Source organism: Alcaligenes sp. AB3 (assembly GCF_031844565.1).
Taxonomy (GTDB): Bacteria; Pseudomonadota; Gammaproteobacteria; order Burkholderiales; family Burkholderiaceae_B; genus Alcaligenes; species Alcaligenes faecalis.
Genome location: NZ_JAUZVM010000001.1, coordinates 437,932 through 457,559 on the forward strand (window position 1 = coordinate 437,932; position 19,628 = coordinate 457,559).

General features: G+C 56.7%; 16 protein-coding genes and 1 other RNA gene. 6 read left to right on the top strand and 11 right to left on the bottom strand.

Translation table 11 applies throughout. The annotated features are described in order from the left end of the window. Positions 1 to 8: 8 nt before the first annotated feature. Positions 9 to 1,718, bottom strand: coding sequence for a sulfate adenylyltransferase (locus tag Q9R35_RS02060; RefSeq protein WP_311219276.1), 1,710 nt, complete (start codon positions 1,716 to 1,718; stop codon positions 9 to 11). 463 nt (positions 1,719 to 2,181) lie between these two features. Between Q9R35_RS02060 and Q9R35_RS02065 the strand changes: the two genes are divergently transcribed. Further along, positions 2,182 to 5,625 (top strand): PAS domain-containing hybrid sensor histidine kinase/response regulator, encoded by a 3,444-nt coding sequence (locus Q9R35_RS02065; protein ID WP_311219277.1) that lies wholly within the window; start codon positions 2,182 to 2,184, stop codon positions 5,623 to 5,625. Here Q9R35_RS02065 and Q9R35_RS02070 read toward each other — a convergent pair. The 7 genes from Q9R35_RS02070 to sstT all read right to left on the bottom strand — a co-directional run bounded on the left by Q9R35_RS02070 (position 5,612) and on the right by sstT (position 12,565). Beyond that, complete coding sequence (locus tag Q9R35_RS02070) at positions 5,612 to 6,274, bottom strand: response regulator transcription factor (protein ID WP_311219278.1); 663 nt, start codon at positions 6,272 to 6,274, stop codon at positions 5,612 to 5,614. The two genes, Q9R35_RS02065 and Q9R35_RS02070, sit on opposite strands and share 14 nt — an antisense overlap. Before the next feature lie 128 nt (positions 6,275 to 6,402). Beyond that, positions 6,403 to 8,067: a cation/acetate symporter ActP gene (actP, locus tag Q9R35_RS02075; RefSeq protein ID WP_042481826.1), complete on the bottom strand. Its 1,665-nt coding sequence runs from the start codon at positions 8,065 to 8,067 to the stop codon at positions 6,403 to 6,405. After that, on the bottom strand, positions 8,064 to 8,375 hold the full coding sequence (locus Q9R35_RS02080; RefSeq protein ID WP_042481823.1) for a DUF485 domain-containing protein: 312 nt from the start codon (positions 8,373 to 8,375) through the stop codon (positions 8,064 to 8,066). The genes actP and Q9R35_RS02080 overlap by 4 nt, the downstream gene beginning before the upstream one ends. Before the next feature lie 287 nt (positions 8,376 to 8,662). Then, positions 8,663 to 9,499 carry a MurR/RpiR family transcriptional regulator gene (locus Q9R35_RS02085; RefSeq protein ID WP_042481821.1) on the bottom strand — a complete coding sequence of 279 codons (837 nt, stop codon included), beginning with the start codon at positions 9,497 to 9,499 and terminating at the stop codon, positions 8,663 to 8,665. A 208-nt stretch (positions 9,500 to 9,707) separates the two neighbouring features. Continuing rightward, the gene (locus tag Q9R35_RS02090; RefSeq protein WP_042481817.1) at positions 9,708 to 10,211 is read right to left on the bottom strand and encodes a nucleoside 2-deoxyribosyltransferase; all 504 of its coding nucleotides are present in this window, start codon (positions 10,209 to 10,211) and stop codon (positions 9,708 to 9,710) included. A gap of 338 nt (positions 10,212 to 10,549) precedes the next feature. Next, the gene (locus tag Q9R35_RS02095) at positions 10,550 to 11,182 is read right to left on the bottom strand and encodes a LysE family translocator (RefSeq protein WP_042482218.1); all 633 of its coding nucleotides are present in this window, start codon (positions 11,180 to 11,182) and stop codon (positions 10,550 to 10,552) included. A 156-nt stretch (positions 11,183 to 11,338) separates the two neighbouring features. Further along, positions 11,339 to 12,565 (bottom strand): serine/threonine transporter SstT, encoded by a 1,227-nt coding sequence (sstT, locus tag Q9R35_RS02100; RefSeq protein ID WP_042481814.1) that lies wholly within the window; start codon positions 12,563 to 12,565, stop codon positions 11,339 to 11,341. 145 nt (positions 12,566 to 12,710) lie between these two features. Between sstT and ssrA the strand changes: the two genes are divergently transcribed. The 4 genes from ssrA to Q9R35_RS02120 all read left to right on the top strand — a co-directional run bounded on the left by ssrA (position 12,711) and on the right by Q9R35_RS02120 (position 15,692). Continuing rightward, positions 12,711 to 13,072: a transfer-messenger RNA gene (ssrA, locus tag Q9R35_RS02105) on the top strand. A gap of 116 nt (positions 13,073 to 13,188) precedes the next feature. After that, a complete protein-coding gene (locus Q9R35_RS02110; RefSeq protein ID WP_042481811.1) occupies positions 13,189 to 13,812 on the top strand; it encodes a glutathione S-transferase family protein in 624 nt (207 codons plus the stop codon). Positions 13,813 to 13,967: 155 nt separating this feature from the next. Next, positions 13,968 to 14,903 carry an NAD(P)/FAD-dependent oxidoreductase gene (locus tag Q9R35_RS02115; RefSeq protein ID WP_086068553.1) on the top strand — a complete coding sequence of 312 codons (936 nt, stop codon included), beginning with the start codon at positions 13,968 to 13,970 and terminating at the stop codon, positions 14,901 to 14,903. A 93-nt stretch (positions 14,904 to 14,996) separates the two neighbouring features. After that, the gene (locus Q9R35_RS02120) at positions 14,997 to 15,692 is read left to right on the top strand and encodes a class I SAM-dependent methyltransferase (protein ID WP_311219279.1); all 696 of its coding nucleotides are present in this window, start codon (positions 14,997 to 14,999) and stop codon (positions 15,690 to 15,692) included. 56 nt (positions 15,693 to 15,748) lie between these two features. Here the strand turns inward: Q9R35_RS02120 and Q9R35_RS02125 are convergent, their stop codons facing one another. Together Q9R35_RS02125 and Q9R35_RS02130 are read right to left on the bottom strand one after the other, a co-directional pair. After that, entirely contained in the window at positions 15,749 to 16,210 is a 462-nt protein-coding gene (locus Q9R35_RS02125; protein WP_197314042.1) for an Rrf2 family transcriptional regulator, read from the bottom strand. 127 nt (positions 16,211 to 16,337) lie between these two features. Continuing rightward, positions 16,338 to 16,991: an FMN-binding negative transcriptional regulator gene (locus Q9R35_RS02130; protein WP_197314043.1), complete on the bottom strand. Its 654-nt coding sequence runs from the start codon at positions 16,989 to 16,991 to the stop codon at positions 16,338 to 16,340. A gap of 105 nt (positions 16,992 to 17,096) precedes the next feature. Between Q9R35_RS02130 and Q9R35_RS02135 the strand changes: the two genes are divergently transcribed. Continuing rightward, the gene (locus tag Q9R35_RS02135; RefSeq protein WP_311219280.1) at positions 17,097 to 18,605 is read left to right on the top strand and encodes a PLP-dependent aminotransferase family protein; all 1,509 of its coding nucleotides are present in this window, start codon (positions 17,097 to 17,099) and stop codon (positions 18,603 to 18,605) included. A 116-nt stretch (positions 18,606 to 18,721) separates the two neighbouring features. On the opposite strand, the gene Q9R35_RS02140 is transcribed toward Q9R35_RS02135, so the two are convergent. Further along, positions 18,722 to 19,621 carry a LysR family transcriptional regulator ArgP gene (locus tag Q9R35_RS02140; protein WP_311219281.1) on the bottom strand — a complete coding sequence of 300 codons (900 nt, stop codon included), beginning with the start codon at positions 19,619 to 19,621 and terminating at the stop codon, positions 18,722 to 18,724. Between the last annotated feature and the right edge of the window lie 7 nt (positions 19,622 to 19,628).

Sequence of the window (19,628 nt, forward strand, 5' to 3'; positions counted from 1 at the left end):
ATAGCGCCTTACTCCTTATCCGCCCCACGGTAGCGCTGGTAGGGCAGAACGTTCCAGGTGCGTGTGGTCAACTGCCTGGCAGAAATCACCGCTGGAATATCGTCCAGCAAGCTGCGGGCCGAATGCAGCTCCCGCACGACCTCTTGCTTGTCCTGGTACATGAACTCGTCCGAGGCCTCTTCCGGTGCTTGCTGGTGCTTTTCTTCCAGATCGCTGATCAGACGTTCCTGCTGGAAACGCAGGGCGGCACGCGCATCCTCAATCCAGGCGGCTTGCATGCTGCGGTTGTGGTCCACGACGGCGCTGTACTCCGCGTACACCCCGTTATAAATATCCCCCGCATGATGTCGGACGTCGTGGCTGGCAATTTCCAGATCGCGGACGGTCAGTTGAGAGGGATCCAGCGGCTCACTCCGCTTGGCCCCGCCCAGACGAGTGTATTGGGTGTAGTAGGGGAACATGCTCTGGATAACCTTGCTGACGGGTTGGATGGCTTCGCCTTCCTCGCACAGTCCCTTGGGTTGTACGCCTTGCATGGCAGGCAGGATGGATTCGGGGCGGCAAATCTCCTTGGGTGGCATGATGCCGTGACGCAGCATCTCGCGAATGCCGGTGCCGGAGATGGTCAGCCTGAAGCGATCATCGTGCGGGCAGGTCTCGGAAGTGGCATGGCAGGCGCAGCGCGTGCAGTAAAACACCTCATGGAACAGGCGCACATCAATACCCATTTCCTTGGGGCTGAACTGGTCGAAAATACTGTGGCTGGCGTATTTGTCGTAGTAGCTGCCAATCCCGGCGTGATCCCGACCAATCAGGGCGTGAGTACACCCGTAGTTCTTCATGATCAGGGCATGCAAAATGGTTTCGCGCGGGCCCGCAAAAATATAGGTAACGCGCAGCGGTGACAGGATGGCGCGGTCCTTGGGGTAGTAGGTATCCAGCACATTCCGGTAGGCCATCATGCGGAACTCATGGCGCACGTATTCGCGTTTGGCCATCTCTACCAGCGGCTGCAGGAACAGGCCATCAATCCCCTCCAGCGCATTGCGGTGAATGTACTCGTGGCCCCGGTGCAGCGGATTCGCGCCGGTGATAAAGCCTGCCACGGAATTGAATTTCCTTTCTTCATAGAACAGGCGCCAGGTGTCTTTGGGTTCGCGACGCAGCTTCTCGAACGGGCCCCAGTCCACACGTTGCAGCAGGTGCAAGGTGCCGCCCAGAGACACATCGCCCATGCGGCGGTAAATGGAGTCCACGCCGGGGTGGTTTCTGTCCGTGGTGCCAAACAGTTGCTGGGCGCGCTGCTCCTTGTCGTAGGAGAAGATGTCCTCGATGCTGAGGATGGCAACCGGCTCGTTGTCGCTATTGGTCAGTGCCACTTCAGAGCCGACCGAAAGGCCTTTGATAATGTCGCGGTTGCGATCGCCAATCGGGGCGAAGCTCAAGGGCACAGGCCACACCACACCATTACTCAAGCGACCCTCTTTGAGCACGGAGTTGTAGTCGGCCTCGTTCATGAAGCCTTTGTTGGGGGAGAGCACGCCGGTGGCGATCATCTCGATGGTGATGACCGCCTCCAGATCCACGCGGATGCTGGGCAGGGAGCGCGCACGCTCGATCTCGTCCTTGACGCGATCTTCCGGGACGACCTGGTTGACCAGCGTTCCACCGTGCGGCTGTTGTGGATAGCGGTCAAAGTTCAATGTTGAGTGCTGCATATTGCCTCCTTTAATTTGCCCCGCATGACGATGGAAGATAGTTTTTTTGTCGGGGCGTTTTTCTGCTTGTGGGTGATAGATGTGTTCTGGGCCGGAGCAGGTGCTCCTTGCTTTCAAACGCTCTATTTCTTTTTGTGATGTCAGATGAAAAAACTTCGTCTGAACAGGTGACACAGCGCTGGCTTGACTATCGCCTGCGCATCGCTTTGTTGCAGTCCTTGAGGCCGGGGCTGGCGACAGGCATACAGGCATCGTTCAGGGCGGGTTGGCGGGTGATGTGACCCTCCCCGTGGCCTACGATGCTGCGGGTGCTGCTTGCGCCAGGAATTTCGTTCTGAAATTCAAATTGGGTATAGGTGATAAGCCCTAGCTTTCCCAGGCCATATACCGCAGGAACTGCCTTAGTATTACCCACAATCGCGAGAAAAATCATCGCGTTATACCAAAGTAGGAGACAGTGCAGATGACGCCAGCTTGGGTGGTGTTGGCTTCCTTGATTTATGCGGCAATCTTGTTTGCCATTGCCTGGTTCGGGGACAGGAATCCCTTGTATACCCAGCGGCCCTGGTTGCGACCCACGGTCTACAGCCTGGCCCTGGCTGTGTACTGTTCTTCGTGGACGTTTTATGGTGCAGTCGGCTCGGCCGTGCGCTATGGCATCGGCTTTTTGCCTATTTATTTAGGCCCCATGTTGATGCTGCTGTTTGGCTGGCGGATTATCGAACGCCTGGCGTTGGTAGCCCAGTCCCAGAATACGGTTTCCATTGCGGACTTCATGGCCAGTCGTTATGGGCGCTCGCAGCGCTTGGCGGCCATGGTGGCGGGGATTGCCGTGGTGGCGGCCGTTCCGTATCTGGCTCTGCAGTACAAGGCCGTGGCCTTGAGTTTGAGTGTCCTGGCCGGGACGGAGTTTCACGCAGGGTTGTTTGGTGACCCAGCCTTGTATGTGGCCATTTTGATGGCCTTGTTCTCCATTCTGTTTGGAACGCGACAGGTTGATGCCACCGAGCACAGACCGGGTTTGATGCTGGCTGTGGCGTTTGAATCGGTGGTGAAACTGGTGGCGCTGGTCGCCGTTGGTTTGTTCGCCTTTCGCTGGTTTGGCGAGGCTGAACTCAATATGGTGGGAGCTGTCACCACCTTGTTCGAGAACAGTCCACCCGTGGGCTTTGTAGGGCAGACCTTGCTGGCTTTTGCCGCCATTATTTGTTTGCCCCGTCAGTTCCATGTGGCCATTGTGGAGTGTGGTGACGTGGTGGATATACGGCGGGCGCGCTGGTTGTTTGGTGCGTATCTGCTGGTGGTCAGCGTCATGGTTTTGCCTATTGCCGCGGCGGGTGTCAGCTTGTTTGGCGTCGGGGGCGAGGGCGTGGCACCGGACAGTTTTGTGCTGGCCTTGCCCTTGTCGCAAAACCAGGTTGGCCTGGCCTTGATGGTTTATATAGGCGGTTTTTCTGCGGCAACCGGCATGGTGATTGTGACCAGCGTGGCACTCTCGACCATGGTCAGTAATGACTTGGTGATGCCTTTGTTGCTGCGCCGTGGCTGGGCGCAATATCAGCAAAGCACAGTGGCTTCCACGGTGTTATGGATACGTCGTGTTGCCATCATGGCGCTGGCAGGCGTGGCTTATGGCTATTACATGCTGAGCGGCAGCGACACGACCTTGGCGGCCTACGGCTTGATGGCTTTTGTGGCGGTCGCACAGTTTGGGCCGGGCTTGATTGGTGGCTTGTATTGGCGCGGTGCCAGTCGACAGGGCGTAGAGGCCGGACTGCTATTGGGCTTTGCCATCTGGGTCTATACCTTGCTCTTGCCGACTCTGACCGAGGTCGGCTGGTTGGCGGATGACTGGTTGCATCAAGGACCTTTTGGACTGTCCTGGCTGCGCCCTTATCAGTTGTTTGGCGTAGAAGGTTGGGACCCGCTGACGCATGGCACTTTCTGGTCCTTGCTGTGCAATATCAGTGCTTTCTTGTGGGTGTCGTGGCGTCGACGTCCGGGCCTGGGAGAACGCTTGCGTGCCGAGCCTTTTCTGGATCCTTATGCAGAGCGACAAACACTGGCGGCCCGGCATTCTTATGGGGATCTGTCGGTGCACGATCTGCTGGCATTGGCGGAGCGTATTGTTGGCAAGAAAATGGCGCGCCGTGCTTTTGAGACTCAGGCCAGGCAGGTCAAGCAAACGTTGGAGCCCGGCTTGCGGGCTGACAGTGCCTGGGTACATTTCACCGAGTTGCTATTGGCGGCGGCGGTGGGGGCGGCGTCTGCCCGTCTGGTGCTGACCAGCGCCTTGCGTGGTTCGGGCATGGAGGTGGCCGCCATCATGGCCGTGCTGGATGAGGCGGGGCAGGAGCTGCGTTTCAATCGGGATATTTTGCTGGCAACGCTGGAAAATATTGATCAGGGCGTCAGCGTGGTGGATGCGGACATGCGTCTGGTTGCATGGAACCAGCGCTATCAGCAGTTATTCGATTATCCGCCCAGCATGTTGTATGTAGGCCGTTCGGTGGCGGATCTGATTCGCTTTAATGCCGAGCGGGGCAAGGTCGATGGCGTGGAAAGCATCGGGGTGGAACAAGCCATAGAACGTCGTATTCAGTTCATGCGTGAAGGCTCGTCTTATGTGACTCAACGCATGTTGAATGACAAGCAGGTGGTGGAGCTGCGTGGGCGGCCTCTGCCAGGCGGCGGTTACGTCACCAGCTATAGCGACATCACGCATTACAAGCGCGTGGAGCGCGAGTTGCGGGAAATGAACGACAGCCTGGAACAGCGCGTTGCAGTGCGTACGCAAGAGGCGGAAAAAGCCCAGGAGTCTCGTACCCGATTCCTGACGGCGGTCAGCCACGACGTACTGCAACCGATTAACGCAGCGCGTCTGTTTGCCTCGGCCTTGCGGGATACCCATGATCTTGCGGAGATGCCCAATCTGGCCGAGCGGGTCGACACTTCTTTGCGTACCGCAGAGGAGTTGCTGGAAGGTCTGCTGGATATTTCCCGTCTGGATGCCGGAGCCTTGAAGCCGGATCTGGGTGTGATCAATGTGCAGCATCTGCTGCAGCATTTGGCGGACCAATACGCTCCTATGGCTGCACGTCGCGGTATCCAGTTGCGGGTTCATGCTCGACCTTTGCAGGTGTATAGCGACCATCGTCTGCTGCGTCGTGTGCTGCAGAACTTCCTGGCTAATGCCTTGCGGTATACGCAGGAGGGGCGGGTGGTGTTTGGCGTTCGCGTTCGGGGCAAGGAGCTGGAGTTTCAGGTCTGGGACTCAGGACAGGGCATCCCGCCGCATCATATTCAGCAGATTTATGCGGAGTTCCATCGCTATGAGCAAGCCTTCGATTGGGATGGCCGTGGCCTGGGATTGGGCCTGTCCATTTGCCAACGTATTGCGGTCTTGCTGGGGCATACGCTGGATGTGCGGTCCGAAGTGGGGCGCGGCAGCATGTTCTCCATTCGCGTCCCCTTGAGCCACGCTAGCGAGGCCAGCAGTCACCCCAGCAAGGAGTCCAGCAAGCCTGCCGATGGCTTGCCTTTGACGGGCTTGCGCGTGCTGTGTCTGGATAATGATCTGGATATTATTGCGGGCATGGAAGTGCTGCTGGGTCGTTGGGGAGCGGAAATCATCACCGCTAATACGGTAGACAGTGCGTTGGAGAAAATTGCCCTGAACCCCGATGTTTTGCTGGTGGATTATCACTTGCATGATCGGCTGGATGGCTTGCAGGCATTGCAATTATTGCGCCTGCATTTGCCTCATGCGCAGGGGGCTTTGTTGACGGCGGATGGTAGTGATGAGCTGAAAGCAGCGGCTAGACAATATGGCTATCTGGTGCTGACCAAGCCGGTAAAGCCCGCTTCGCTGCGAGCTTTTTTGACCGCGCAAATTAAAACGTATTAGCGTCCAGGGATTCATCCTGGTTCAGGCCAAGATGACTGGCCATCAGGACGGCCTGGGTGCGATTGGAGGCACCCAGCTTGCGCAAGATGGCCGTCATGTGTGCCTTGATAGTGGCCTCGGAGACATTCAGCTCGTAGGCGATCTGTTTGTTCAGTTGGCCGGTGCTGAGCATTTGCAGCACGCGAAATTGTTGTGGCGTCAGTTCGCGCAGTTTGGCTGCCACTGCGCGTTCGTCCAGGCTGATGCCGGGGGCGGAAGAGCCGATTTCCGGCAGCCAGGTGCCACCATCCAGCACCACTTGCAAGGCCACACCCAGCGTTTGTGCATCGATGGATTTGGGGATGAAGCCCATGGCGCCGTGATCCATGGCGCGGCGCATGAAGCGGGCTTCTTCATGGGCGGTGACCAGAATGATGGGCAGGGAGGGATAGGTTGCGCGCAAATGAACCAGCGCACTGAACCCGATTGCCCCTGGAATATCCAGATCCAGCAGGAGCAGATCGGCGTCAGGATGGTCGTCGACCAGTGGATATAAATTGGAGATGCGATCCGCTTCGTAGATGGCCGTGCCGGGAAACAGGCTGGCTACGACGCCTCGTAATGCTTCACGAAACAGTGGGTGATCGTCAGCAATGAGCAGTTCATTCATGTGAGGATTATGCCATGTTCAAGTTTCTGTAATGGTGCCTGCCAGGATGAGCTGCACATCAGTAAAAACAGGGCACCGAAATGCCCTGTTTTCTGTTCCAGCCTGCTGATTGAATCAGCGCAAAAGCGTTAGTGAGCGCTGGCGCTGGCAGCACCAATGCCGGTTTGACTGCGTACGGTCAGAGCTTCGAAGGCTTCGCGTTCCTTGGCTGCGCGTGCGCTGTTATCCAGGGTCGAGAACAGCCAGATCGAGAAGAAAGCCAGCGGGATGGACAGGATGCCGGGGTTAGGGAAGGGGGTGATAGGCTCAGCAAAACCGAATACATCGACCCACACCGTGCTGCTCAAGACCACCCACACTGTGGCGGTGACCAGGCCCAGGAAGCCGCCAATGGTGGCGCCCCGTGTGGTGCAACCACGCCAGGCAATCGACAGCACCAGAACCGGGAAGTTGGCACTGGCGGCAATGGCAAAGGCCAGGCCCACCATGAAGGCAACGTTCTGGTTTTCAAAGATAATGCCCAGCAAAATTGCCAGCACACCCAGCACCACCGTGGAGATACGCGAAATGCGCATCTGGTCTTTTTCGGTCGCGCGTCCTTTGGCAATGACGTTGGCGTACAAGTCATGCGAAATAGCCGCGGCACCGGCCAAGGCCAATCCTGCAACCACGGCCACGATTGTTGCAAAGGTCACGGCGGCCAGGAAGCCCAGCAAGAGGTTGCCACCTACCGCATTAGCCAGGTGCACCGCTACCATATTGGTGCCGCCAATCAGGTTGGTCAGCATGTTGAAGGAACCATCCGGCCCGGTCTGGAAGTACTCGGGATGCTTGACCAGCAAGGCGATGGCACCGAAACCGATGATGAAGGTCAGCAGGTAGAAGTAGCCAATAAAGCTGCTGGCGTAGATCACGGATTTACGGGCTTCCTTGGCATCGGCCACGGTAAAGAAACGCATCAGGATATGCGGCAGACCTGCGGTACCGAAGGCCAGGGCAATACCCAGGGACAGCACGTTCAGCGGGTTGCTGCTGACAGCTGCGCCGGGTTCAAGAATGGCGTGTCCGGTGGGGTGTGTTTCCACGGCAGCGGCCAGCATGGCATCGACATCCCAGTAGAACGCGGCCAGAACCAGAATAGTCATCAAGGTAGCACCGAACAGCATCAGCACGGCTTTGATGATTTGCACCCAGGTGGTGGCCGTCATGCCGCCAAAGGTGACGTAAATCATCATCAGCGAACCCACAATCACCACGGCCACGTTGTAGTCCAGGCCAAACAGCAACACGATCAGTTTGCCTGCGCCGACCATTTGCGCGATCAGGTACAGGGCGATGATCAGCAGGGACGCACTGGCCGCCAGAATCCGCATGGGGTTCTGGGACAGGCGAAACGAGGTGACGTCGGCAAAGTTGTAGCGACCCAGATTGCGCAGGCGTTCTGCAATCAGGAACATCACGACCGGCCAGCCGAACATGAAGCCAATGGCGTAAATCATGCCGTCAAAACCGCTGACGTACACCATGCCCGCAATCCCCAGGAAGGAGGCGGCGGACAGATAGTCCCCGGCAATCGCCAGGCCGTTTTGAAAGCCGGTCAAACCGCCTCCGGCGGTGTAAAAGTCGGACGTGGTGCGTGTGCGGCGTGCCGCCCACCAGGTAATGCCCATGGTCCCGGCAATAAAGATCAGGAACATGACAATGGCGGAGGTATTGGCCTGGCCGGGGGAGGCTGCCATGGCATTGCCGCTGGCCAGACTGAACAGGCCCAGGCTCAGAAGTAGTTTCTTCATGTCACGTCCTTCATGATTTGAGCCAGCAAGGGGTCATACACCTTGTTGGAAATGTAGACGAAGGCGGACACCAGCACGACGGCGCTAAGCAGCACAATGGCGGCGCTAAGCACACCAATCGTCATGGTCATGGAACCGACAGAGCGGCTGAACAGTTCGGGATCAAAGGCCAGGGTCAGGATAAAACCGGCGTACACAATCACGGTCAAGCCGAAAAAGATCAGGCTCATGCGGTTGCGTCTTCTAAGCAACTCTTGATAGGCGGGGTGCTGGGTGACTGCCGTCACGACAGTATTGGCTGAGCTCATTTTGATGTCTCCTTATTGGGATTGATGATTCTTGGCATCGAGGCTCTCTAAACACGGCGTGTACAGAGAGTTGGCGCTTGAGGGCGCTCTGTGTACAGCATGTATAGAACGAATCAACTTTTCCCAACAGGCGACTTTGGTCGTAGATGAGAGGGGAGAGGGCTCTGAGTTTGGAGCCTGGGTTTAGCTGGACGGGGCAAATGATGCAGGAGACGCACAGGCACAAGAGCTTGTCTTTCTTGCCCTGAGTCGGTCGCGGAAGCTCAAAAAAGATGTTCTTTGTTTGATTAAAACAGCGCGTCAGCTGTGGTCAGTTCTTGTTCCGATTCATCACTGCGATTAGCGCCACGCACTTTCAATATCTCGGACAGCAGCAGATGAGACAGGCTGGCAACGGCCACTGAATTATCAGGCAACTGTTCTGAGCCAGACTGACAAGGCAGGGACCAGCGGGTTTTGGGGCGCTCTTTGTAATCCTGGTCGGTGATCAACACGATATCTGTGCAGTGTGTTTCCAGGCGCTGGATCAGTTCTGGCATGTGGCTGAGGCGTGGATGCAAATCAAAAACAATCACGACATCCTGTTGCCGGATGTCGGCCAGGTATTCGGAGACGGTCTGACCCGCTCCGGGGATAAGCCGTACGCCCGGCATGAGTTTGGACAAATGCCAGTGAAAATGCCCGGCCAGAAAGTAGTTTGCCTGCAGACCCACCAGCCACACCTGCCGCGCACGACTGATAGCTTGGCTGGCCTCCAGCAGAACCGAGTGGGAGAGATGCCGGTAGGTATTGCCCAGCTTGCTATAGCTGTCTTGCAAGTGCGCATGCAAGGTGGCCTCACCCGCAGACAGCGGTTGGCTGAGCGAAGTGAAGGCGTCATCCGTTTTTTCTGCGCGAATCTGCTTGCGTGCCGCTTCGTAGTTCGCGTATTCCAGACGCCGGATCAGGCGTGTGACGGTGGCATTGGAGACTTGGGCCAAGCTGGCCAGCTCCGAGGCGTTGTAGCTGGACAGATCGCCCGAGAAGTCCAACGTGAATTGGGCCAGACGTCGCTCGGAAGTGGGAAGGTCACTCAGGATGGCGCGTACACGGTCAAGAAAAGAGATGTTGCTGGTGTCTGGCATGGTGCTGGGCGTAGCCCTGTTTTTTTGATTCAAGAAAAGCGGGTGTTGCGGGGAACCCGTTGTTTGGTTCGTGTGGGCGGGTTAAAGGTTTCAGGGCCACATCATACCTGAGAGTCCGTGGCGTTTAATTCTACAAAAATCCGTTTAATTTCAAGCCTGTTTGAATGTTTGTCCTTGATTGCCAAGCAGAATTTTTTCTGCGAATGAATCAGCTGATGGCTTTGAAATAATCCTGCGCGGCAATCAGGGCATCGGTAAAGGTGCCATGTACGAACTCCGTGCTGATTGCCACCATCAGGTTCGAGGGCAGGCCAAAATCTTCAATCAAGGCGCCATTGCGGTCGCGCCAGATTTGGCTGGCCGGATCCAGTACGACCGGGCTGTAATGCTCTCTGACGGTATCCAGAACCGTATCAGCCGTGGAACGGTAGGTAAAAACAGGCAAGCCCTGAGCCACGGCATAGCCAATTTCAAAAGCGGTGCCGGTATCAATTTCTGCCCCCCTGAAGGGAGTGATATTCGCCAGTACCGCATCGGCCTGATCCAGCAGGCGGATATTGTGGTGGTAGATGGACGAGGCTTCGATTTCTTCCTGGTCAACGGGATGCAAAGGCTTGAAGCCAAAGTCTCGCACCAATTGCTTGTGCAGCTTGGCACGCTCGGTGGCATCACTAAAAAAAACGTCAGGACCCGCTAAATAGATACGCTTCATCTTGGCTCCTTGTTGATACGGGGTGAAGGGGAAATCGTGGCGGTCCAGGCTGGGCTGACAGCGCTGAGAAACCGGAGTTGCTAAGGGACTGGCCACGGTGCAAGCCTGGCAGGCCAAACAGGGCGGTCATCTGAATGATGATATACGATCCCATCCGCCGGAACATGGTGCTGGGTGTATGTATCTAGTCGGGTTTTGCGCTGTGTCGTTTTGCTTGTTGCTCCGGCGTCACGAATGGTGATGGACCGATTTGGAGCAGCCTGGGCCGGGTCGAAGCGCACAAGAAAAAGGGACCGTTTCGGGTCCCTTGTTTCCTTCAACCAAGTTGTGCATCCTACCTAGTTGGAGTTGCTGCGTCGGTACAGGCTCAAGGCAATACCCAGTCCCGCCAGCATGCCCGCACAACCCCGGTTCAACCAGCGCATGGCCTGGCCGGAAAGCAGGCGCATGGCGTGATGGCCACCTACGGCATAAACGGTCATCAGGGCAATATCAATCAGGGCAGTGATCAGGGCCAGCGTGATGTACTGGACTGCAATTGCCTCTTCCGGCCGGATGAACTGCGGCAAAAAGGCAGAGAAAAACAACAGCGCTTTTGGATTGGACAAGGCGACCAGCAAGGATCGCAGGAAAGCGGCTCGACCCGTCCGTACTTTCTCTGTGGGGGTGTCGGTCTGGACAGGGCGGACCGGAGCGTTCCAGAGCCCATAGGCCAAATACAACAGATAGGCCGCGCCTATCCATTTCACCACGGTAAAAAGCTGCTCGGAGGCAAGCAGCAAGGCGCCCAGCCCACAGCCTACGGCTGCGATCAGAATCAGGTCCGAGAGCGCCGCTCCCGCAATACCACATGCCGCAATCCGTTTGCCTCCATGCGCTCCATTATTCAAGGCCAGCAGCATGGTCGGCCCCGGAATGACGGTGACGGCAGCGACGGCAACGATATACAGAGAAAGGCTGGCTAAATCCACAAAGATTCCTTGATAAGAGCCTGACTGCGGAGGCGTCTGATAAAAATCGGACATCCAAGCATGGCGGCTGGTGTCCCGCCTGATGCGATCGAGTTGGGATTACCTACAAAAAAGGCCAGCCTGAATGGCTGGCCCCTTGTGCGTCAAGTTATCAAATCAGGCACGACCTGGTTCGAGTGTTGCCGCAGCGGTAAACAGCACGTCGGTCGAGGAGTTCAAGGCCGTTTCTACCGAGTCTTGCACCACCCCAATTACGAAGCCTACACCAACGACTTGCATGGCGACATCGTTGGAAATTCCGAACATATTGCACGCTAGTGGAATCAGCAGCAAAGAGCCACCGGCCACGCCAGACGCACCGCAAGCCGCAATGGTAGCTACCAGGCTCAGCAGCAGGGCAGTAGGCACGTCAGCCGGGATTTCCAGGGTATGGACGGCAGCCAGTGTCAGCACGGTAATCGTGACGGCAGCACCGGCCATATTGATGGTCGCGCCCAGCGGGATCGATACCGAGTAGGTGTCTTTATGAAGGCCCAGACGCTCGCACAAAGCCATGTTCACCGGAATGTTGGCCGCAGAGCTGCGGGTGAAGAAAGCTGTGATGCCGCTTTCACGCAGGCAGGTGAACACCAGTGGGTATGGATTGCGACGCAGCTTGGCAAACACGATCAAAGGGTTGACGACCAGGGCCACCATCAGCATGCAGCCCACCAGAACGATCAGCAGCAGACCGTACTGGCGCAGTGCGTCAAAGCCCGACTCGGCAATGGTCACCGCCACCAGACCAAAAATCCCCAACGGTGCAAAGCGAATCACCAGACGCACCAGGGAGGAAACAGCATTGGCCATATCGGTCAACAGATCACGCGACCCTTGCGAGCCGTGCTTCAGTGCCAGGCCCAAAGTAATGGCCCAGGCCAAAATGCCCATGTAATTGGCGTTGAGCAAGGCATCCACCGGGTTCACCACAATGCTGGTCAGCAGGTCCAGCAACACTTCGACGATATTGCCGGGCGGGTTCAGTGTGGAGTTGGCCAGATCCAGTTTGAGCTTCACGGGGAAGGCAAAACTGGCGATCACGGCAATCAGCGCGGCCAGGAAGGTGCCCAGAACATACAAGAGCAAAATCGGGCCCATGCGGCTGGATGACTGGGCCTTTTGATTGGCAATGGAAGACATTACCAGTACAAAAACCAGAATTGGCGCTACCGACTTCAAGGCAGAGACAAACAATTGGCCAAGCAGGGCGATCGAGTGCGCGACATCAGGAGCAAAGCGCCCCAACAAAATACCGGCGATCAAACCGATCACAATTTGAGTAACAAGACTGCCATGCAGGATAAAGCCTAATGGGCCTCTGGCTTGGTTGGCGGGATGGGCCATGGAAAGCGACTCCAGACAAAAGGGTAGGTGTGAAGTACGTGAAAAAACGCTCTGGCGAGGACTCAGCCAGAGCGCGGAAGAGGCTTATTCTAGCACCAGGAGCTATACATTTTGTAGCCGATGTGCTATGGTTGCTAATCCACATGGGGTCGACATGGCTTCGACGTGGGTCAAGAAGCAGCACAGGGCGTGTCGAGCACCAGTACGCTCGTAAATCCACTGGAAAACTATAAACGCCAACGACGAGCGTTTCGCTCTAGCCGCTTAAGGCTGGGCCACTGCACTAATTTGTCTTTGGGTTAGGTAGGGCAACCTACAGCAGTGTTATTTACAAAGAATCGAATCGGCCTGCGCCACGAAGTCCGGTTCTAAAACTTAGTGGATCGCCAAGGAAAGGCCTGTCAATTGGCATAGTCCAAGGTTAAAACTTAAAATTAATTGACTACACATGTAGAACTGTCTGTGGACGGCTTGCGGACGGGGGTTCAATTCCCCCCGACTCCACCAAGATATCCCAAGAAACCCAACCGCTTAACGGCTGTTGGGTTTTTTGTTTTTTGCTTGCCCAACAACACTTCAGCGTCATAATGATCCCTTCGTTTTATGGACAAAAGGAGATCGACATGTCTCGTTGGGTGTTCTATTCCGCGCCAGGGACCTGCGCGCTTGCCACTCATATCGCACTGCATGAAGCAGGGGCTGACTTTGATGTGGTCAAGCTGGATTTTGGTGCGAATCAACAGCAAAGCCCGGAGTTTCTGCGCGTCAATCCCAAGGGGCGTGTTCCGGCACTGGTGACAGAGCAGGGCGCGTTGACGGAAACCCCGGCTTTGCTGGCTTTTGTGGCACAGAGCTTTCCGGCTGCCAAGCTGGCTCCTTTGAATGATCCATTTGCGTTCGCCCGTATGCAGGAGCTGCACAGCTATTTGGCATCCACCGTGCATGTGGCCCACGCGCACAAGCGTCGTGGTTCCCGTTGGGCGGATGATCCTGCTGCGGAAGAAGCCATGCGTGCCAAGGTGCCGCAAAACATGACAGCTTGTGCGGCTTATCTGGAATCCCTGATTGCAGGTCCCTGGGTGCTGGGCGAGCAGTTCAGTGTGGCCGATGCGTATCTGTACACCGTAGGTGGCTGGCTGGAAGGTGACTCGGTTGATATGAGCCAATTCCCCAAACTCAGTGCCTATCTGGAGCGAGTAGGGGCGCGCGAGGCCGTGCGCAAGGCGGTAGCCGAGGCCGCTGCCTGAACGACATTCTTTATATGCGTTGCGCTGTGTTCGGCACGGCGTAACGCCTTTCTTTCTGTTCCCGAATCAAAATCGTAACAAACATAGTTTCATGAGTTGACCTGTGTTTCTCTGATACGTAACATGAAAAGCTACGTTAAAGAGAAGGTGAATTTATGGACTTCGACATCATCATCGTCGGTGGCAGTTTTGCAGGTCAGGCTGCGGCGATTCAATTGGGTCGGGCGCGGCGGCGCGTACTTTTATTGGACGCGGGGCAACCGCGGAATCGCTTTGCCCGGGCCTCTCATGGTTTTCTGGGGCAGGATGGGCACGCTCCGGCCGCCATCATGGCGACGGCAAAACTTCAGCTTGCGAAGTACGGGACGGTCGAGCAGCGAGCGGGGCGAGCCGTGGAGGTTCATGCCATTGAGGGTGGGTTTCAGCTATTGACCGAGGACGCTCAGACCATCCGTGCGAGTCGCCTGATTCTGGCCACTGGCGTCAAGGATAGCCTGCCTGGTATTCCGGGTATGCAGGAGCGTTGGGGCAGCAGTGTGCTGCATTGTCCTTATTGCCATGGCTTTGAGCTGAATCAGCAGCCTTTGGGTGTGTTGGCCAGCAGCGAGCTGGCTATGCATCAAGCCATGCTGGTGCCAGATTGGGGGCCGACCACCTTGTTTACTCAAGCTGCCTTTACGCCGAATGCAGAGCAGGAGGCCCAACTGATAGCGCGTGGTGTGCAGATTGAAAAGACACCGATTGCAGAGTTGTTGGGAAGCAAGTCCGGGCTGGAGGCAGTGCGTTTGCAGGATGGCAGAATTGTGGCTATTTCAGGTCTGTTTGTAGCGCCCAAAACAGAGCTGGCCAGCGACCTGGCCATACAGCTGGGTTGCAAGCTGACAGCGGGTCCTACGGGGGCTTTTATTGCTGTGGACCCCATGCAGCACACGTCTGTACCGGGTGTGTTTGCGGCGGGTGATGCTGCCAGTCCCATGGCTAATGCCACCATTGCTGCCGCTGCGGGGGTAATGGCGGCGGGTGGGGCACATCATTCCTTGATTTATGGCTTGGCGAAGCAGGGTGGAGCCAGCTCGGAAAAGGCTGCATGAGGCCAGAGCAATGTCCAGCGCCAAACTCCACGCAGACCGAGTAATGGCATAGGGTGCACCCATGCCATTGCTTACCACCCGCTCAGGATTTCAATGAAAACACCCACTTCCGTCCAGCCCTTTAGCGATCTTGCCTTGGTCGCCCGGTATGCCGATACAACACCACAGCGCATTCCTGGCTTCCATGATCTTCATCGCATGGCCTTGATCCTGCTTTCCGAACGAGCAAAGAGCAATGCCAGGATTCTGGTCCTGGCAGCAGGTGGCGGGCTGGAGTTGAAGTCTTTTGCGCAAGCCCGTCCAGATTGGTCGTTTGCAGGAGTCGATCCCTCGCAAGCCATGCTGGATCTGGCGGCCCAGGTGCTAGGGCCTTTGGGTTCGCAAGTGGGTTTGATACCAGGCTATGTGGACGATGCACCGCTGGAGCTGTTTGATGGTGCTACTTGTCTGCTGACTCTGCATTTCTTGTCAAAAGCAGAGCGCTTTTCGCTGTTGAAGTCCTTGCTCGCACGCTTGAAACCGGGGGCGGCGCTTGTGGTGGCCCATCATTGTCGGCCAGAGGAGGGGGCAACTGAGGACTGGCTAGCCCGATCCATCGCCTTTGCTACAGGGACGGAAACTACGGCGGAAGCGATAGGTTCTGCATCAAATATGGCCCGGCATTTGACGCTGTTAAGCCCGCAGGAGGAAGAGGGTTTGTTGCGGGAGGCGGGGTTCACCGCACCAGCCTTGTTCTATGCAGGGCTCTCGTTCCGGGGTTGGGTAGCCTATGCGGATGATCAGGCCTAATTGCTCAGCCTTTGCTCTTGTATTGATTCTGCCCTGAACCAAGCAGAGCCTGCAGATTATTGCTCCGCCATTTTCCTGTCCAGCTCTGCCATTTCTGCCTTATAGAGTTGCTCAAACTCAGCCAATAGCTCTGCCAGGGGGATGGCTTCCAGCCTTTGCATGACCAGGGTTTCCGCTTCCTTGAGCACATCGCCCAAGGCGGCGTTAACTACTTTGGCGACACCGCAGCTTGGGTTCTCGTTCTCGTGGCCGATAAAGAAGATACGCGGTCCCCCAACCGCTTTGTGTATGTCCAGCAGCGTGACTTCTTGCAGATCACAGCTTAGTGTCCAGCCGCCCCCGTGGCCTTTTTCGGAGCGCACGTAGCCCGCCTTGCGCAAGCCCGCCATGGTGCGTCGGACGACCACGGGATTGGTGCTGAGCATGGTGGCGATTTGCTCGGAGGTAAATGGCTGATCGTGCCTGGCCATGTGCAGCAAAACGTGCAGCATGCGGGATAGCCGACTATCACTTCTCATATTCTTGACCTTGTGATGCACCGAGGAAGGGGGACGGTGTCCCGGTGCACGAGCTCACATTATAAGTAGCAAGAAGGGGATAGTCAGATCGGGGTGGTTTGTACCGTGCAGCGGGCCGTCACCTTGTTTATTTCTGGGTTTCTTGTGCTCGTTTGTCTGCTGCCACCGCCTGCATTGCACTGCCAATGAAATGGTCCCCTTGGCTGATTAAGGCAGCTGATGCCGCCTCCACATCCCGAGCCTCTTTATTCTGACTGAGCTTGGTCTTGCCGATCAGGCGAGTGATTTCAATTTCAATCCCGACAATGGCTTTCAGCATGGCGTCGATATAGTCCTTGGGGCCATCCGTCATCTTCCAGGGCACGGGCTGGCTGGCTTCGTGAATGCGGGTCAAACGCGCCACGGCTCCACGAACATAACGTTCATCATCGCGTATTGTTACCCGCCCATAAGCATGGGCTACGATGTAGTTCCAGGACGGGACTTGCTTGTGTGTTTCCAGCTTGCTGGGAAACCATTGCGGGGAGATATAGGCGTCCCCTGCACGAAATATCACCATCACTTCGTCGCCGTTGTCCAGGTCTTGCCATACGGGATTGTTTCTGGCGACGTGGCAGTGCAACACCCCTCGCGCGCCTTCCTGGGGATGCAGCATGAAGGGCAGGTGGTTCGCGCTTAAACCACTTTTGCCATTGGTGACCAGAATGCCCAGCGGATGCTGGGCGATCAGCGCGTGCAGTAGTTCAGGCCGGGATTCATTGAAGTGTGCAGGGATATACATCGTTGTTTTTTCGGGCTTGGGATTCAGGATCAATGTGTCTATTATTGATCTGTTCTGGATCATTGCTCTGTACCAGTTTGGCGCTATTTTTATGGACCACAAGCCATGTCACGCACTGCTCATAATCCAAAGATTCCTTCCCTAGGCGAGTTGGACCGAAGCGCCGGAACCTTGGGGCGTCAGTTGGCGCAGAAGTTGCGCGATGCAGTAAAAAGCGGTGCGCTCAAACCGGGAGAATCCTTACCGTCCACGCGAGCCTTGGCGGCATCCTTGGGCGTTGCTCGTGGCACGGTTGTAGAGGCTTTCGAGCAATTGATTGCCGAAGGCTTTCTGGAGTCCTCGCCGGGCGTGGGCACTTATATTGCTCACTCGCTGGCCAGCCCCAAAACAAGGGTGAAGAAGCGCAGGGCGGCAGCGTTGCCCGCCCAGCCTGCACCACCCGCTGCCCAGCCATTCAATACAGTTGCGGCTCAGTTCCAACCTTTGCCGTCTGCTCCGTTTGCTGTGTCGATTCCATTGGGTGCCGCTGCGCCAGGACCGATCTGGCGACGCTTGGGGAATCGTTTACGGGCGCATGGTCAGGGCGCGCCGGGCGGCTATGGTGATCCTCAAGGTGCCTTGCCTTTGCGGGCAGCCATTGCGGAATATGTGCGTCGGTCGCGCTCGGTGCGTTGTGAGGCAGAACAGGTGATTGTGACCACGGGCACTCAGCAGGGCTTGTTTCTGGCATGTCTGGTCTTGATGAGCAGGCAGGATTTCGCCTGGGTGGAGAACCCGGCCTATCCCGGCATTACCGCGATTTTGAACACGGTCGGTGCGCCGGAGCGTATGGTTCGTGTGCCTGTGGATGAAGAGGGGCTGGATGTGGCTGCGGGCATACGCTTGCAAGCCGATGCGCGGGTCGCCTTTGTGACTCCTTCGCATCAATACCCTTTGGGTATGCCCATGAGCATGGCGCGACGCAATGCCTTGCTGGCCTGGGCACGCGATAAATCCGCCTGGATTGTCGAGGATGATTACGACAGCGAGTTCCGTTATTCCGGCCATCCCTTTCCTTCCATGCAGGGCCTGGACCCGGAGCGGGTGATCTATCTGGGAACCTTCAGCAAGGTGCTGTTTCCCTCGCTGCGCCTGGGTTATGCGATTGTGCCGCCGCAGCTGGTACAGGCTTTTTGCGGAGCGAGGGTCCTGCTGGATCGGCATCCGCCCAGCGCAGACCAGCATGTTCTGGCCAGCTTTATTTCAGAGGGGCATCTGGAACGTCATATTCGCCGTATGCGCGGGGTTTATACCCAGTGTCGCAAGCATCTTTTTGAGATTGTGCGCGAGGCTCTGCCTGGCAATTTGGCCAGCTTGCAGCCCGGAGACCAAGGCATGCACTCCGTCTTGTGGCTAGCTTCGCAGATTGACGATGTGGCAGTGGCACAGCGCGCCATGCAGGAGGGTGTGGCTGTGCGTCCGGTCTCCACCATGTATCACGCCGGTGAAGGGCCACCTGGACTGATTCTGGGTTTAAGCGCATTCAGTCCGGAGCAAATGAAGGAAGCAGCGCAGAAGCTGGCGGGCATCATCTCCGAGCTTGCTCGACCTCCCAAAGCCAAAAGAAAACCCTGAGCTCTGCTGTCTGTGCAAGCCTGTTGCAGAAGCTCAGGCGAGCATGAGTTTTTACCATTTACTTCGAGTGGCAAACTCGCCTGCTGTCTGCCAGTCCGGGGTCTCCACAGAGTCCATTAAGCTGAAACTGGCAGCAATGAGGTCTTGGCTGCACGTTGAAGTGCCGTACCCATATTGCGCAAGGTGTCGGAGCGGATAGCAGCATGTTGCCAATACAAGGGCACATCCAGCCAAAGGCCGGGGGCGATTAAAGCCAGCTCTTTGGCGGCCAGGGCATCGCTGACCATGGAGTCAGGTGCCAGACACCAGCCCAGGCCCAAAGCCGCTGCTTTCACAAAGCCGGTAGAGGTGGGCAGGTAGTGGATGGGAGGGGTGACAGATTCAGTGGTGATCTGTCGTATAAAGCGCCACTGCAATTCGTCCTTGCGGTTAAAGACAATCATGGGGGCTTGGACCAGGGAGTTTGCGTCTACTTCCAATCCGAAATGCCGGGCCACAAACTCTGGAGAAGCAATGGCCTGATAGCGCATGATACCCAGAGCCTGAACCTCGCAGCCTTGTAGAGGTGTTGGTTCGGCGGTGACAGCGCCCAGCACGGAGCCATTGCGTATCAGCTCCAGCGTGTGGTCCTGATCATCCACACGCACATCAAACATGTAGCCATGTTTCTGACTGAGCTGGGACAAGGCTTCCAGAAACCAGGTGTCCAGTGAGTCACTATTGACGGCAATCGCGATAGGCCGGCGTGGGCCATTTTTTTCTGGCAAGAAGTCCGCGACAGCCTCGGCTTCCAGAACCTGCATGGGGCGTACACGACGCAGCAGCAACTCTCCCGCTGGGGTCGGACGGCAAGGCGGTTGGCGCAGGACCAGCACCTGTCCCAGTCTGTCTTCCAGCGCCTTGATACGTTGTGAGATGGCCGAGGTGGTGATGTACAGCTTGCGTCCGGCCGCTTCAAAACTGCCTTCTTCCAGGACTGCCATAAAGGCTCTGAGTTGTGGGTGCAGCAGATCCATGATTGGC

Excerpts from the sequence above, each read along its gene's own strand:
- Q9R35_RS02060 (WP_311219276.1), bottom strand. The coding sequence starts at position 1,718 with ATGCAGCACTCAACATTGAACTTTGACCGCTATCCACAACAGCCGCAC.
- Q9R35_RS02065 (WP_311219277.1), top strand. The coding sequence starts at position 2,182 with ATGACGCCAGCTTGGGTGGTGTTGGCTTCCTTGATTTATGCGGCAATC.
- Q9R35_RS02070 (WP_311219278.1), bottom strand. The coding sequence starts at position 6,274 with ATGAATGAACTGCTCATTGCTGACGATCACCCACTGTTTCGTGAAGCA.
- actP (WP_042481826.1), bottom strand. The coding sequence starts at position 8,067 with ATGAAGAAACTACTTCTGAGCCTGGGCCTGTTCAGTCTGGCCAGCGGC.
- Q9R35_RS02080 (WP_042481823.1), bottom strand. The coding sequence starts at position 8,375 with ATGAGCTCAGCCAATACTGTCGTGACGGCAGTCACCCAGCACCCCGCC.
- Q9R35_RS02085 (WP_042481821.1), bottom strand. The coding sequence starts at position 9,499 with ATGCCAGACACCAGCAACATCTCTTTTCTTGACCGTGTACGCGCCATC.
- Q9R35_RS02090 (WP_042481817.1), bottom strand. The coding sequence starts at position 10,211 with ATGAAGCGTATCTATTTAGCGGGTCCTGACGTTTTTTTTAGTGATGCC.
- sstT (WP_042481814.1), bottom strand. The coding sequence starts at position 12,565 with ATGGCCCATCCCGCCAACCAAGCCAGAGGCCCATTAGGCTTTATCCTG.
- Q9R35_RS02110 (WP_042481811.1), top strand. The coding sequence starts at position 13,189 with ATGTCTCGTTGGGTGTTCTATTCCGCGCCAGGGACCTGCGCGCTTGCC.
- Q9R35_RS02115 (WP_086068553.1), top strand. The coding sequence starts at position 13,968 with ATGGACTTCGACATCATCATCGTCGGTGGCAGTTTTGCAGGTCAGGCT.
- Q9R35_RS02120 (WP_311219279.1), top strand. The coding sequence starts at position 14,997 with ATGAAAACACCCACTTCCGTCCAGCCCTTTAGCGATCTTGCCTTGGTC.
- Q9R35_RS02125 (WP_197314042.1), bottom strand. The coding sequence starts at position 16,210 with ATGAGAAGTGATAGTCGGCTATCCCGCATGCTGCACGTTTTGCTGCAC.
- Q9R35_RS02130 (WP_197314043.1), bottom strand. The coding sequence starts at position 16,991 with ATGTATATCCCTGCACACTTCAATGAATCCCGGCCTGAACTACTGCAC.
- Q9R35_RS02135 (WP_311219280.1), top strand. The coding sequence starts at position 17,097 with ATGTCACGCACTGCTCATAATCCAAAGATTCCTTCCCTAGGCGAGTTG.
- Q9R35_RS02140 (WP_311219281.1), bottom strand. The coding sequence starts at position 19,621 with ATGGATCTGCTGCACCCACAACTCAGAGCCTTTATGGCAGTCCTGGAA.